Annotated in this window: 14 protein-coding genes; 8 read left to right on the forward strand and 6 right to left on the reverse strand. The window is 28.5% G+C overall.

What is annotated here, in order from left to right:
• Together NQ543_RS01150 and NQ543_RS01155 are read left to right on the forward strand one after the other, a co-directional pair.
• A complete protein-coding gene (locus tag NQ543_RS01150; RefSeq protein ID WP_004610638.1) occupies nt 1-684 on the forward strand; it encodes a GntR family transcriptional regulator in 684 nt (227 codons plus the stop codon).
• 118 nt (nt 685-802) lie between these two features.
• A complete protein-coding gene (locus NQ543_RS01155) occupies nt 803-2,029 on the forward strand; it encodes an HD domain-containing protein (protein ID WP_004610637.1) in 1,227 nt (408 codons plus the stop codon).
• Between the two features lie 5 nt (nt 2,030-2,034).
• On the opposite strand, the gene NQ543_RS01160 is transcribed toward NQ543_RS01155, so the two are convergent.
• Nucleotides 2,035-3,918, reverse strand: a complete 1,884-nt coding sequence (locus NQ543_RS01160; protein WP_004610636.1) for a transglycosylase domain-containing protein — start codon at nt 3,916-3,918, stop codon at nt 2,035-2,037.
• A gap of 102 nt (nt 3,919-4,020) precedes the next feature.
• Here NQ543_RS01160 and NQ543_RS01165 point away from each other — a divergent pair, with 102 nt between their 5' ends.
• The 4 genes from NQ543_RS01165 to rpoE all read left to right on the forward strand — a co-directional run bounded on the left by NQ543_RS01165 (nt 4,021) and on the right by rpoE (nt 8,100).
• The gene (locus tag NQ543_RS01165; protein WP_224758202.1) at nt 4,021-4,398 is read left to right on the forward strand and encodes a DUF1934 domain-containing protein; all 378 of its coding nucleotides are present in this window, start codon (nt 4,021-4,023) and stop codon (nt 4,396-4,398) included.
• Between the two features lie 63 nt (nt 4,399-4,461).
• Nucleotides 4,462-5,982: a cardiolipin synthase gene (cls, locus tag NQ543_RS01170; RefSeq protein ID WP_004610634.1), complete on the forward strand. Its 1,521-nt coding sequence runs from the start codon at nt 4,462-4,464 to the stop codon at nt 5,980-5,982.
• A 99-nt stretch (nt 5,983-6,081) separates the two neighbouring features.
• Nucleotides 6,082-7,743, forward strand: coding sequence for an arginine--tRNA ligase (gene argS / locus NQ543_RS01175; protein WP_004610633.1), 1,662 nt, complete (start codon nt 6,082-6,084; stop codon nt 7,741-7,743).
• A gap of 12 nt (nt 7,744-7,755) precedes the next feature.
• Complete coding sequence (rpoE, locus tag NQ543_RS01180; protein WP_004610632.1) at nt 7,756-8,100, forward strand: DNA-directed RNA polymerase subunit delta; 345 nt, start codon at nt 7,756-7,758, stop codon at nt 8,098-8,100.
• 315 nt (nt 8,101-8,415) lie between these two features.
• On the opposite strand, the gene NQ543_RS01185 is transcribed toward rpoE, so the two are convergent.
• Entirely contained in the window at nt 8,416-9,585 is a 1,170-nt protein-coding gene (locus NQ543_RS01185) for an iron-containing alcohol dehydrogenase (RefSeq protein WP_004610630.1), read from the reverse strand.
• 197 nt (nt 9,586-9,782) lie between these two features.
• On the opposite strand from NQ543_RS01185, the gene NQ543_RS01190 reads away from it, so the two are divergent.
• On the forward strand, nt 9,783-10,232 hold the full coding sequence (locus NQ543_RS01190) for a MerR family transcriptional regulator (RefSeq protein ID WP_004610629.1): 450 nt from the start codon (nt 9,783-9,785) through the stop codon (nt 10,230-10,232).
• A 37-nt stretch (nt 10,233-10,269) separates the two neighbouring features.
• Here NQ543_RS01190 and NQ543_RS01195 read toward each other — a convergent pair whose 3' ends face one another.
• Nucleotides 10,270-10,842, reverse strand: coding sequence for an ATP-dependent Clp protease proteolytic subunit (locus NQ543_RS01195; RefSeq protein WP_004610628.1), 573 nt, complete (start codon nt 10,840-10,842; stop codon nt 10,270-10,272).
• A gap of 355 nt (nt 10,843-11,197) precedes the next feature.
• Nucleotides 11,198-12,931, reverse strand: coding sequence for an IS1634 family transposase (locus tag NQ543_RS01200; protein ID WP_004608716.1), 1,734 nt, complete (start codon nt 12,929-12,931; stop codon nt 11,198-11,200).
• 283 nt (nt 12,932-13,214) lie between these two features.
• On the opposite strand from NQ543_RS01200, the gene gap reads away from it, so the two are divergent.
• Entirely contained in the window at nt 13,215-14,231 is a 1,017-nt protein-coding gene (gene gap, locus NQ543_RS01205) for a type I glyceraldehyde-3-phosphate dehydrogenase (RefSeq protein ID WP_039904727.1), read from the forward strand.
• A 92-nt stretch (nt 14,232-14,323) separates the two neighbouring features.
• Here the strand turns inward: gap and NQ543_RS01210 are convergent, their stop codons facing one another.
• Complete coding sequence (locus tag NQ543_RS01210; protein WP_004610625.1) at nt 14,324-15,016, reverse strand: LrgB family protein; 693 nt, start codon at nt 15,014-15,016, stop codon at nt 14,324-14,326.
• Nucleotides 15,009-15,371, reverse strand: a complete 363-nt coding sequence (locus tag NQ543_RS01215; protein WP_039904725.1) for a CidA/LrgA family protein — start codon at nt 15,369-15,371, stop codon at nt 15,009-15,011. The genes NQ543_RS01210 and NQ543_RS01215 overlap by 8 nt, the downstream gene beginning before the upstream one ends.
• Nucleotides 15,372-15,392: the final 21 nt, after the last annotated feature.

The following is a 15,392-nucleotide window of genomic DNA, read 5'->3' on the forward strand; positions in this document are numbered from 1 at the left end:
ATGGCAAAGAATTTATTAGAAAATGCAGGACATGGGTCGTTAGGAAATAAGATTTTTAATGTTCTACGTGATAAAATTTTAAATGAAGAATATGTTCAAGGTCAAAAACTTAATGAAGTTGCTTTATCAAAGGAACTGAATATTTCTAGAACACCTATCCGAGAAGCCTTAAAGCAATTAGAATTAGAAGGATTAGTTAAAAGTATTCCTAATAAGGGTGTATATGTTTTAGGATTTTCTCATCGTGATATTGATGATATGCTGGAAATTCGTTATGCGTTAGAAGGACTTGCAATTCAATTAGCAATTGAAAGAATTACAGAAGATGAATTAGAAAAGATTAAAGAAGTATATGATTTGATGGAATTTTATGCTAAAAAAGGTGATCAAGAAAAATTCAATGATATTAATATTGCTTTCCATGATGCTATATATCGTTGTACACAATCTAAATATTTTGAACAACTTTTAAGTGATATTAATTATTATATTCATGTAACTTCTAGACATTCAATTCGTCAACCAGATCGTTTAATTTCGGCTGCTAAAGAACACCGTGAAATATATGAAGCTATTTTAGCACGTGATAAAAAATTAGCTAAAGAAAAAATACAGCATCATATTAGAAAAACACAAATGTTAGTTAGAAATTATTATGAAAAGAAAAATAATAGTGAAGAATAAAATTATTTTAGAGGGTTAGATTAAAATCTAACCTTTTATGTATTTAAAATGAATAATTTAGAAAGATAGCATAAACTTATGGTGTATATTATAATGTAAATAAAAAGGGGGTGTAATTATGAAGGCAAAAAATTATAACTTAAACGATACAAAATTAGATGATAGTAAAGTATTTCGTGATGCTGTACATAATTATATACATGTTGATCAACCGGTTATACTTGATTTAATTAATTCTAAAGAAATGCAAAGATTAAGAAGAATAAAACAATTGGGTGGAACACATTTGGTATACCAAAGCGCAGAACATTCACGTTTTTGTCATTGTTTAGGGGTATATTTTATTGTTCGAAAAATGATTTTTAATAGTGAGGTTGGTAAGTATCTTAGTGATTATGATAAGTTGACAGTTATGTGTGCAGCATTATTACATGATCTTGGTCATGGACCATTTTCACATTGTTTTGAAGGTGCTTTTGGATTAAATCATGAAGAGTATACAGTTAAAATTATTAATGGAAATAGTGAGGTTAATTGTATTTTAGAATCTTTTGAAAAAGGTTTTTCTAAAAAAGTTAGCAGTATTATTGAAAAAACACATCCTAATACTATTTTAATTCAAATGATATCTAGTCAGTTAGATGCTGATAGAATGGATTATTTATTGCGAGACTCTTATTTTACAGGGACTACGTATGGTCATTTTGATTTATATAGAATTTTACGAGTGATGAAAGTAGTAGATAATAAAATTGTTTATAAATATTCTGGGGTTCAAGCAATAGAAAATTACATTCTAGCAAGATATCATATGTATTGGCAAGTTTATTATCATCCTACATCAAGAAGCTATGAGCAATTGTTGATTAGTATTTTTAGAAGAATGAAAGATTTATATAATGAAGGATATGATTTTGGAGATATTCGCTATTTAAACCCCTTTTTAGATGGAAATGTTAATGAGGTAGATTATGTTAAATTAGATGAAAGTATCGTTCTATATTATTTTAGATTATTAAGTGAAAGTAATGATAAAATTTTAGCTGATTTATGTGATCGATTTTTAAATCGTAAATTATTTGCATATCGAGATTTAAATAATGAAGAAGAAAAGATAAAAATCATAAAAGAATTTGCTAAAAGTGGAATTGCAGTAAGATATTATGTTGTAAGTGATGATCAAAGTCAAATTCCATATTTGTATTATGATAATAATGAAGTTAATGCAATTGAGATATTAGTTAATCATGAATTAAAGTTGTTACCAGAAGTATCAGAAATTGTTGGGGCAATAACCAATTCTAGTAAGAATAAAATTGATCATAAAATATTTTATCCTGAATAATTTATTCAGGATTGCTTTTTCTTGAACCAATATACTATACCATTTTCGTCAAATTCACTGCTAATTGGATCAATAGCGATTGCTTGAAGATTTTTAGTAGGTTTATACCATTTAACATCTTGAGTTTCATTAGTGTAATTCAATACATCTACAACTGTTTTTTTTGCTACAGTTTTATCATTTGATGTTTTCATTTTTCGATTATCATCATATCCAACCCAACTAGCTACTAAAACATTAGGATTATACGCTACAGCTAAATTATCAAAGTCAGTACTTCCAGTTTTACAGGCATTAGTATTTTCTAGTTTATATGTAGCCATAGTAGCTTGTAAATAAGTGCTATATCGATTATCAAAAGAAGCGGTTAATAATTGTGATAGAGCCAAGCAACTATCTTTATTCAACATTTGTTTATTTTGTGCTTTATGTTGATAAATAATTTTACCTTCATTATTAGTGATTTTTTCAATAGTATATAAATGATTATATACTCCTTCACTTGCAAGTGTATTATACATATTAGCAAGATTATAAATATTAGTATTTAATGTTCCTAATGCAAGAGAAGCATTTGCTTCTACATCTTCAATACCAAATTTTTTAATTAAAGAAGCAAGGTTTTCTTTGCCAAGAAAAAGATGTGTTTTTACTGCATATATGTTATCAGATACTGCAATTGCTTGAGCAAGATTGATTTCTTTATATGCGTATTTATCATTGAAATTACCAGGACTATAAGTTGTATTGTCTTCTAATTTAAAAGTTGTAGGTTCGTTTAAAAAAGTTGTTGTAGGACTAAAACCATTTTCTAATGCTAAATAATATAATAATGGTTTGATAGTACTTCCAATTTGACGATTTGCTTTAGTTGCTCGATTGAACTGTGATTTTGAATAATCTTTACCGCCTATTAATCCTAAAATTTTACTAGTGTAAGGTTCAACGACAATACTTGATGTTTCTACTTCGCTGTCTTTTGTATAATTAGTAGCGCTTTGTTCTAATACTTTTTGATAGTCAGAATCTAATGTTGTATATACATTTAAACCTTGATTTAAGTAAGTATTATTATAATATCCTAGCTCTTCTAATTCATCAATAACGGTATCTTTATAGAAATTATTTGATAGATTTTCATCAACTTTATGTTCACTTGCTAGATTTAAAGGACTATTTAAAACTTCCTGTTTTTGTTGTTTAGTGATTTTTTTGGTATCGATTAGTGCGTCTAAAACGACACCTTGTCTTTTTCTGGCGCTTTCTTCATCATTTAGTGGTGAAAAATAAGTAGGTCCATTAACTATTCCAGCAAGCATAGAGCTCTCGTTTAAATTTAAATCTTTGGCGCTTTTATCGTAAAAATAGCGTGCAGCATTTTCGATACCATAAATACCATGACCAAAATATACGTTATTTATATAACCTTCAAGGATCAAATCTTTACTTAAATGGGTTTCAAGTTGCATGGTTAAAAAAGCCTCTTTTATTTTACGAGACCAGGATTTTTCGTTTGTTAAGTATAGTAAACGAGCATATTGTTGAGTTATTGTACTAGCCCCTTGTGATTTATCTTGATTTGTGATATTTACTTTTATAGCTCTTAAAATACCAATAGGATCAAAACCACGGTGTTGATAGAAGCGACGATCTTCGATAGCTACGATACTGTCTTTGAAATATTGACTGACATTATCCAAAGAAACATAGTGACCAGCATAATCATTGATTGACTGATAATAAATTTGTTGATTGTTATCATATAGTTTTAGATATCTATTTTTATTTAAATCTGGAGAACCTATTAAGTATGCAATAACATATAATGATAAAAGTGAAGTTGTCATGATAGTTAAAATAGTTAAGATTATTTTTATAAATTTTTTCATTTTCTCACCAAAACTATTATTAGCAAATTTGTGTTATAATATACACCGTATTAATTTTTAATGTGATAAAATAAATATAATTTTTATTAAAGGAGACATATGATGGAGCCAATTAAGGTTAAATATAGAAGTGTTTTTAAATATGATAGTCATCAAGAAACGATAAAGTTTGATACGAATGGATATTTAAAAAATACTAGTAACGGAAAAACAATAAGTTTTAAAGGGGATAAAGAGATTAAGATTGAAATTATGCTGGATAAAGTTATTTTACATAATGGAAAGAGTGTGTTGCATTTGGTCTTAAATGATGAAATTGTAAATGAATATGAAACTGATTATGGAGTTGTTTTGTTAAAAACAAAGTTAATCTCTTATCAATATGAAAATCCACTTAAATTAAGGTATGAATTGTATGATGGAAATAATTTGATTAGTAGTGTTTATTTAATGGTTTCGTATTTACAATTAGAAAATTAATTTAAAATGGGATGAATATTTAATTTTAAATAGTTTAAGTTGTAGTCAAAAGGAGTGATAGAGATGAAAAAGGGATTAGAGTTTTTATCGAATCGTATAGTTGTTTCAATTATTTTGATTATTATCCAAATAATTGCTATTTTAATATTTGCATATACTTTATTTATTGACTTATGGGTTTTTAAAATAATATTTATGATGTTAAGTTTGTTGGTTGTATTGTATATTATAAATAAAGATGATGATCCTAGTTATAAAATTATTTGGTTAGTTCCAATTTTATCTTTTCCTGTTTTTGGCGGTGTTTTGTATCTTACTTTTGGAAATAAAAAACCAGCAAAAAAATTGCAGATTGCTTTTGATAAACAAAGTAAAGCAACTAATCCATATATTTATCCAAATCATGTTCTTGAAGAAATTGCTGATCCTATTATTAAGGGACAAATTAAGTATTTAGTTAATGAAAATTTTCCTGTTTATAATAATAGTGAGATTAAATATTATTCTTTAGGAGAAGAAGCTTATTTGGATTTGTTAGAGGAACTTGCTAAAGCTAAACATTTTATTTTTATGGAATATTTTATTGTTGAAGAGGGTAAGATGTTTGATGCAGTTTTAAATATTTTAAAACAGAAAGTTAAAGAAGGCGTTGAAGTTCGTTTTATGTATGATGATGTAGGTTCTTTAACGATGTTACCGTTTAAGTATTATCAAAAATTGGAGAGTTATGGAATTAAATGTATCTCATTTAATCATTTTGTCCCATTTATTTCAGCAGTAATGAATACCCGTGATCATCGTAAAATCACGGTAATTGATGGAAATATTGGTTTTAGTGGTGGATTTAATCTTGCTGATGAATATATCAACGAAAAAGTTAAATATGGTCACTGGAAAGATACAGGGGTAATGATTAAAGGTGAGGCGGTATGGAATTTAACATTGATGTTTTTGGTGACATGGAATGCATCTTTAAATAGTTTTGAAGATTATGATAAATATCATCCGCGTCATTACAGTGTTGATAAAATAAGACCAGATGGTTATATTTTACCATATGGAGATTCACCGTTAGATAATAAACCGGTAGGTAAAAATGTTTATTTAAATATGATAAATCAAGCTCAAAAATATATATACATTAATACACCTTACTTGATTATTAATGATGAATTAAAAAATGCTTTGTGTTTAGCTGTACAAAGAGGGGTCGATGTAAGAATTATAACACCGGGGATTCCAGATAAAAAACTAGTATATAAAGTTACACGCTCTTATTATGAAATATTGATTAATGAGGGTGTAAAAATATATGAATATACACCAGGGTTTATTCATGCAAAAAACTTTGTTTGTGATGATAAAGTGGCTACTGTAGGAACAATAAATTTGGATTATCGTAGTTTGTATTTGCACTTTGAATGTGGTGTGTATATTTATCAGACATCAGCGATTAAAGATATAAAAAATGACTTCTTAAAGACAATTACTTTGTCAAAAGAAATAACGCAAGTTGATGTTATGCATGGTAAGTTTAGAGGATGGACTGAGGCAATATTAAGAGTGTTTGCACCATTATTATAAGATATAGTTTTTGGATAAATTGTTTTAAAAACATTGACTTAATGGGGCTTTAATGGTAATTTAATAAAGATATGTGGTAAAGACGTAAGGAGGACAATAATGGCAATTAATAAGATAGAAGCAACTTTAAAAAATGTATTGAAAAAAGCAATAATATCACGTGGATTTGTGGAAGATTATGATCAAGAAAATATTATAATTGAGATTCCTAGAGATAAAACACATGGTGATTATTCAACAAATTTAGCAATGCAATTAACAAAATTATTAAAAAGAAATCCACGTGAAATTGCTACTGCAATAGTAGAAGCGATAGATAAAGAAACTGCCAATATTGAAAAAATAGAAATAGCGGGTCCAGGATTTATTAATTTATTTTTAGCTAAAGATGCAATGACATCAATTATAAAAGAAGTATTAGATGAAAAAGAAAATTATGGTAAAAGCAATTATGGAAATGGAATTAAATATAATGTAGAGTTTGTTTCTGCTAATCCAACTGGAGATTTGCATTTAGGTCATGCTAAAGGTGCGGCTGTTGGGGATAGTATTTGTCGTATTATGGAAGCAGCAGGTTATGATGTTACACGTGAATATTATATAAATGATGCGGGAAATCAAATTCATAATTTAGCATTATCTTTATATGCGCGTTATCAACAAGCTTTTGGTAAAGAGGTTACGATGCCAGAAGATGGATATCATGGTAAGGATATTATTGATATTGCAAATAAGATTAAAGAAATTGAAGGTGATAAGTATTTAGGATTACCTGAAGATAAAGCGATTGCTTATTTTAGAGCTAAGGGAACTGAATATGAGTTACAAAAAATAAAAGATATTTTAAATGAGTTTAGAGTTTCTTTTGATGTTTGGTTTTCAGAAACTTCTTTATATGAAGAAAATAAAGTTGTACCAACAATTGAAAAATTAAAAGAAGCTGGATATACATATGAAGAAGATGGAGCTTTATGGTTTAAATCAACTGAATTTGGTGATGATAAAAATCGTGTACTAATTAAAAGCGATGGATCATATACTTATTTGACACCGGATATTGCTTATCATTTAAATAAATTAGATCGTGGCTATGAATATTTAGTTGACTTGTTAGGTGCAGATCATCATGGATATATTAATCGTATGAAGGCAGCAATTCAAGCTCTTGGATATAATGCTGATCAATTAAATATTGATATTATTCAAATGGTTAGAATGATGAATAACGGTGAACCAGTTAAAATGTCTAAAAGAACTGGAAATGCAGTAACTATTAAAGATTTAATTGAAGAAATTGGAGTAGATGCTACACGTTACTTCTTTGTATCAAAAGCAGCCAATACACCTTTTGATTTTGATATTGGATTAGCTAAATCTCATTCAAATGAAAATCCTGTTTATTATGCACAATACGCTCATGCAAGAATGTGTTCAATTAAAACTCAGGCAGATAAAGCAAAGATTGACTATAGTGATAAATTTGATTTGCTAGTTAATAATAAAGAAATTGAATTAGTTAAACATATTAATGAATTTAGAAATGTAATTGTAGATAGTGCTATTAATAGAGCACCACATAAAATTGCTAATTATATTCAACGATTAGCACAATTGTTTCATAGTTTTTATAATGAATGTTATGTTATCGATGAAAATAATATAGAATTAAGTAAGCAAAGATTATCGTTAGTTGAGGCAACTAGAATAACAATGGCTAATGCATTGAATTTAATTGGTGTAAGTGCCCCAGAAAAAATGTAGGAGGATTTAAAGATGGATAGTATGGATAGATATTATAATATGTCTATGGTTGATGTAGCATATGAATTAATGACAAAAAAGAAAACAGCAGTTAATTTTTATAAATTGTGGAATGAAGTTTGTCAAATGAAAAAATTTGATGAAGAAAAAAGAAATGAAAAAGAATCATTATTTTATACTAACATTACTTTAGATGGGCGTTTTATTACAGTTGGTGAAAATAATTGGGATTTAAGAAGTCGACATACATTTAGTGAAGTTCATATTGATATGAATGATATTTATGCTGAAGAAGAAGATGTACCAGAAGAACCTGAAGAAGATGTGGATTCAACAATTGAAGATGACTATAATTAATTTTATTTTTAATTATAAAATGAAAAGGGAAATTAAAAGTGTTTAATCGATTTAAAGGGATTAAATTAAAGTGGTATCATTTTATTGTTTTTTGTTTACCAGGAGGGATGTTCATGTTAACATGCTTACTGGCTTATGAATATAAAAAAACAAAGATGTTATGAAAGCTAGATAATGTATCTGGCTTTTTATTTTGCAAAAAATTCAGATATGTAATTAAATTAATTTTATATTGATTTTCATAATTACAATGAAATATTATTTAAAATTAAAAAATCACCGGAAATAAATTCCGGTGAATAGAAAATTGATAAATTATTTCATACTTTGTTTTAAAATAGTTATAATTTCATCTTTTGTAAGAACTTTATAACCACCATTCATAATAAATGTACCTTCAGCAATTCCCTCAAGCATTTCTTCTTTAACACCTAAATCACTAATATTCATTACTAAACCAAGGTCACGCATATATTTTTCCATACATTCAAGCCCTTCATTAGCGATTTGTTCATCAGTTTTTCCTTCACTTAATACATCCCATACATTGATTGCATAACGTTTAAATTTATTTAATCCATAAGGGCAAATATATTTATAATAAGGGATAGATACAGCAGCAAGAGTCATTCCGTGAGTTGCATCAGTATAAGCACCAATTGATTGACCAATCATATGTACCATCCAATCAGTAGTTTTTCCTTTAGCAACTAAAGTATTTAAAGCCCAAGTTGCTATCCACATGATATTGCTTCGTGCTTCATAATTTGTTGGATCATTTACTGCTATTTTTGATGAATGAATTAATGATTTTAATAATCCTTCCATAATATAGTCGGAAGTATTATCATCTTCACCTGAGAAATATTGTTCTAAAATATGAGACATGATGTCATAAAAACCAGCTATCATTTGATATTTTGGTAAAGTATATGTGAATGTTGGATTGAGGATTGAGAATTTTGGAAAAACATTATCACCAAAAACATGCCCAATTTTTAATTTTTGTTCATGATTAGTAATAACTGAACCACCATTCATTTCGGAACCAGTTCCAACCATAGTTAAAATACAGCCTACAGGAATAATTTTATTGTCAACGTCTTCCATACGTAAATAATATTTTTCCCATGGGTCTTCATTGCAATATGTTGAAACTGATACTGCTTTAGCATAGTCACAAACACTTCCGCCACCAACAGCAAGAATTAAATCAACATTACCCTCACGAGCAAGTTTGCAGCCTTCATATAGTTTTTCAACTGTTGGATTAGGCATTACACCTGCATCTTCTATAATTGTTTTATCACATTTTTTTAGGATATCAATTACTTTATCATATATACCATTTTTTTTAATTGATCCTCCACCATAGACTAATAATACGTTTTTTCCATAATTTTTAAGTTCTGTAGAAAGATTATCTAGTGAGTTTTCACCAAAATAGATTTTTGTAGGATTTGAATATGTAAAATCACCTAACATAAATTAACCTCCATTAAATATTTTATTTATAGATATTTAAATTTTTCATGAATTATTGTGATTAAGAAATAAGTGATTTCTTGACAAGATTCATGTAGATTTATATAATCTAAATGTATTATAAAACTTAAAGTTAACTTTAAATCAATACTTTTTTGTTACTTTTATAAAAAATAATAGAAAGGAATTTTTAGATCATGACATATACAATTGGAGAAATGTCAAAAATGTTAAATGTTTCATCATCAACGATTCGTTATTATGATAAAGAAGGATTGTTGCCTTTTGTAGAACGTACAGAAGGCGGGATACGTGTTTTTAAAGAAAAAGATTATGAATTTTTAAAGATTATACATTGTCTAAAGGCAACAGGAATGCAAATAAAAGATATTCGTAAATTTATTCTTTTAGTGATTCAAGGAGATAAAACAATTGATGCACGTTTGAAGTTGTTTCAAAATCAAAAAAATGAGGTAGAAAAACAAATAAAACAATTGGAAGAAGCATTAGATACAATTAAGTTTAAATGTTGGTATTATGAAACTGCAAAATCAGTTGGTAATACAGCATTTGTAGATAGTATTCCAGATGAAGAGTTACCAGAAGATTTAAGAATTATTAGACAAAAAATGCGTAGTTTAGAATAATATAAAAGCTAAAGGAATCAATTTAATCCTTTAGCTTTTATATTATTTCATCAATTATACCATAGACTAAAGCTTCATTGGGTTCTAGAAAGTAATCGCGATCGGTATCTGTAATTATTTTTGATAATGGTTGATTTGTATTTTTGCTTAAAAGTTTATTTAATTTTTCTTTTTGTTTTAGAATCCTTTTGGCACTGATTTCAATATCACTGGCTTGTCCTTCGAATGCTCCAAGTGGTTGATGAATCATGATTTCACTGTTTGGTAAGCTACAACGTTTCCCTTTTGTACCAGCACTTAGCAAAAAAGCGGCCATACTTGCAGCCATGCCAATTACAATAGTCGAAACATCACACTTTATAAAATTCATAGTATCATATATAGCCATACCGGCATTGATACTGCCACCTGGGGAATTTATATACATATAGATATCAGCACTGTTATCAATTGATTCCAAATAAAGAAGTTGACCAACAATACTACTTGCCATTTTGTCATCAATAGTGCCAGTTAATAAGATAATACGATCTTCTAGCAATCTAGAATATATGTCATAAGCATATTCACGTTGATTTGTTTTTTCAATAACTGTTGGAATTAAATGCATATTATACCTCCATATTTAAGTATAGATATTAAATTTTTAATTATTCATTTTAATATGTATTTGATTAAAATTATTTTTATGAACGATATAAAAAATCGAATAACATATGTTAGTTAAAGATATTTTATCTAAATAATTTTAAATATAGTTGAGATATTTGTAGATAAAAGTACTAATAGTTTTACTTTATGATAAAAAGATAAATTTTTTAAATGAAAACCGTTTCATTAGTTGCTTTTCTTCAATTTCTGGAATATAATCCCGTCTTTGACAGTTGTAAATATAAAAAAATCCATAAAGTATTGAATATATCAGCACTTTTTGGATTTTTTCTTTTGTATTGAATATGCGTAAATTATCTGATTTTCGTATTTTTTATTATATTTCTCATTTTTTTCTTTCCAATTATCTCATAATCCGTTCTAAAACCGAACAGCTGATGAAGTTCATCCGTTATCTGTGTTCTTTTATATGCTGGTATATAACCGTTATACTGGGTATCTATCACTTCCATTTCTCTTAGTGTTTTCAATATTTCATTTACTGTGTATTTATTTTCCAGTTTATCTGCCAATAGCCTATAAATGATCAATGAAATAAAACATGTGAGAAAATGCGCCTTGATTCTTTCTTTGTTCTGTAAATATACCGGTCTTGCTTTGAAATCTGTTTTCATGATTCTGAAGCATTCCTCTATCTGCCATCTTCTTTCTGAAACCTTGATGATCTCATTTACATTGTCATCTTCAAGATTTGTAGTAATGGCATAAAATCCATCATACATCTCTTCTTCATGAATTTTTTCGTGATTTAATGCAAAATATTCTTCTATGATTTCACCGTTTTTGTCAGTTGTATGTTTTTCAATAAATCTTGCAGGATCATTTGGATTCTTTCTGTTCTTTTTCAATTTTCCTTTTTTATTTATCATCCTGCTTGCGCGTTCGATCTGCCTGTTTCTTATTTTCTTTTGATAGCTTGCATATTTAGGTGAATATGTAATGATAAGTCTTTCCTCTAAAGGACTTTCCAAGGGCATTTCCTTATAGAATATCCTGTTTTGGTTTTTCTCGTCGCTGAAATCGATCTCATCAATATTGATCCTATGACTGTTTTCAACACCGATTTCATAGAAACCGCTATGTTTTAATGCAACTTCCCTGTCATCCTTTTTGAGTTTCTTCAGTGACTGAGTGATGATATATGCTCTATCCTGTATGCTGTTGAATTTCTTGTTGGTTTTAGAGGCAAGACCGGCATCACTGCAGTAAATGAATTTTGAAAGTTCAAAATCCTTGATAATTCTTTCTTCAAGAGGCTTCAAGGTTGTCTGTTCGTTCCTGTTTCCTTCATATAGATCAAAAGCCAATGGAATACCATCTCCATCCATCATAAGTCCCATACCTACAACTGGATTAGGTCTATTTTCTTTGCTTTTACCATATTTTCTGAAATCATCATCATCTTCAATTTCAAAATAGTAATTAGTGCAGTCATAATATAATGCACCGGTATTTCTTGTTTTTATAAAATGGCTGTTTTTATAGAGTTCAGACTGAATATAGTCAGATTCTTCTGCCAGTACAGACAGAGCCCGATAAACATCGTGAAGCTCATATTTAGTTTTTTCTAACAGAGTCGAAGAAAACTCATAAGAAGAACGCTTGCTTGAAGGACATAGAATCCTTGAATAAATCAGATCAGAAAGAACAGCATTGATATCATAGCTGAACTGGTGCCGGTTTTTTATATTCCTGCAGATATTATCGAGGCGGAGCTGATAATAAATATACTGAAGAAAAAGGTAGCCGCAGTTAAATTTTCTTTGAACGTCCTTATCGATGATTCTGGTAGGGACAAAGGGGATGATAGTATCCTGATTGATGTCATTGTCTTTGACAGTCAGTTCCTTAGCATAATTCTTTGCCCAGGTAATGACTTCATCTCTGGACATGTTTTTTTCAGAACAGAGATCTTCGATCTTACCAAGCTTTTGATAAATTTTAGTAGTACGGGAACCATTATTATAAATATCCCTGATAATATAGATAAATTCATGATTTTTAGATTTGGAAATATTGATACGCATAAAAGACCTCCAAAATATATAAATATTATAACACAAGATACGAAAAAATACGATATAAAATAACAAAAAAGTTGACAAAAAAATAAAGCATCTATCAATGCTTTTTGAATTTTTTTCAATTATGACTGTCAAACTCCCGAGATATTTGTAGATAAAAGTACTAATAGTTTTACTTTATGATAAAAAGATAAATTTTTTAAATGAAAACCGTTTCATTAGTTGCTTTTCTTCAATTTCTGGAATATAATAAGTTCATAAAATGATTCAAGGAGGAATATATAGAATGGCAGTAAAAGTAGCTATTAATGGATTCGGACGTATTGGACGTCTTGCATTCAGACAAATGTTTGGTGCTGAAGGATATGAAGTTGTTGCAATTAACGACTTAACAGATCCAAAAATGTTAGCACACTTATTAAAATATGATTCAGCACAAGGTAGATATGCATTAGCTGATACAGTTGAAGCTGGTGAAGGATCAATCACTGTAGATGGAAAAGAAATTAAAATCTACGCAGAAGCAGATGCTTCTAAATTACCTTGGGGTGAATTAGGTGTAGACGTAGTATTAGAATGTACAGGTTTCTATACTTCTAAAGCTAAATCTCAAGCTCATATCGATGCAGGAGCTAAAAAAGTTGTTATTTCTGCTCCAGCAGGAAATGACTTACCAACAGTTGTATTTGGTGTAAATGAAAACATCTTAACTGCTGATGATACAATCATCTCTGCAGCATCTTGTACAACTAACTGTTTAGCACCTATGGCTAACGCTTTAAATAAATTAGCTCCAATTAAATCAGGTATCATGTTAACAGTACATGCTTACACTGGAGATCAAATGGTATTAGATGGACCTCATAGAAAAGGTGATTTAAGAAGAGCACGTGCTGCTGCAGTTAACATTGTACCTAACTCAACTGGTGCAGCTAAAGCAATCGGATTAGTAATTCCAGAATTAAATGGAAAATTAATCGGTTCAGCACAACGTGTACCTGTTCCTACAGGATCAACTACTATCTTAACTTCAGTTGTTGAAGGTGAAGTAACAGTTGAACAAGTAAATGCAGCTATGAAAGCAGCAACTACTCCATCATTTGGATATACTGAAGAACAATTAGTATCTTCTGATATTATCGGAATTACATATGGTTCTTTATTTGATGCAACTCAAACTATGGTTAAACCATTAGATAACGGAACTACTGAAGTTCAAACAGTTGCTTGGTATGATAATGAAAATTCATACACTTCTAACATGGTTAGAACAATTAAATATTTTGCTGAATTAACTAAATAATTAAGTTAAATATTAGAGGTTGGAGTAAAATCCAACCTTTTTATTATTCTAAATTAAAAGATTGTAAGAATTATTTCTTACAATCTTTTAGATTAAAGTAATGAAGACATAATTGGTGCTACTATTACTGTTATTAGGCCAGCTATAACAATAGATAAACTACTCATCGCACCTTCGATTTCTCCAAATTCAATAGCTTTTGCTGTACCAATTGCATGGGCACCGTTACCTAGCGATAAACCAATTGCAACAGGATGTTTAATTCTAAATAGTTTGAAAATGCTTTTTGCAATAATGGCACCTAGAATACCAGTAACAATTACAACACCAACAGTAATTGTAGAAATACCGCCAATTTTATCAGCTACACCAATTGCAATGGCAGTAGTAATTGATTTAGGTAATAAAGAATAGTAAATAGTAGGATCTGCTTTCATTAATAAACACATAATAAAGATTGAAAACATACCAGCAATAGTACCAGCAAAAATACTAATTAAAATAGCATCTAAATATTTAATTAATATTCGTATTTGTTTATATAATGGTACAGCTAAACAAACTGTAGAAGGTGTTAGTAACATAGTAATGAACTTGGCACCTTGATTATATGTTTCAAAATCAATATCAAAAATAATTAAAATAGTAATTGTAATAATTGCACTAATCAATAATGGATTAAATATTGGATAGGGAAATTTTTTTCTTATTTTTGTTGCAACCCAATATGTTAATAAACTTATTACAATTCCAAAATATACAGTCTCTATAAATACTTTATCCATTTTTATTTTGTTCCTTTCTTTCGATAATTAATTGAGCGATTTTACCTGTTACAACCATTACAATAATAGTACTAACTAAAGTAATTACACTGATAATTAAAATATCTTGTAACAGTGTATCAGCAACATTAATTAAACTAACGGCTGAAGGAACAAATAATAAAGGCATAATAATTATCAGCCAATTAGCAGCATCTTCAATTTGATTTAATTTAATAATTTTTGTAAATAAGCAAATAAGCATAATTATTAAACCATATACACTTGCAGGTATTGGCAAAGGTAATAATATACTTAATAATTCACCCATAAAAGAAATAGTTATAATAATTAAAAATTGATGTATGTATTTCATAATAACCCCCATTCTTTGGAA

The sequence above is a fragment of the Thomasclavelia spiroformis DSM 1552 genome (genome assembly GCF_025149465.1).
In the GTDB taxonomy this organism is placed as follows: Bacteria; Bacillota_I; Bacilli_A; order Erysipelotrichales; family Coprobacillaceae; genus Thomasclavelia; species Thomasclavelia spiroformis.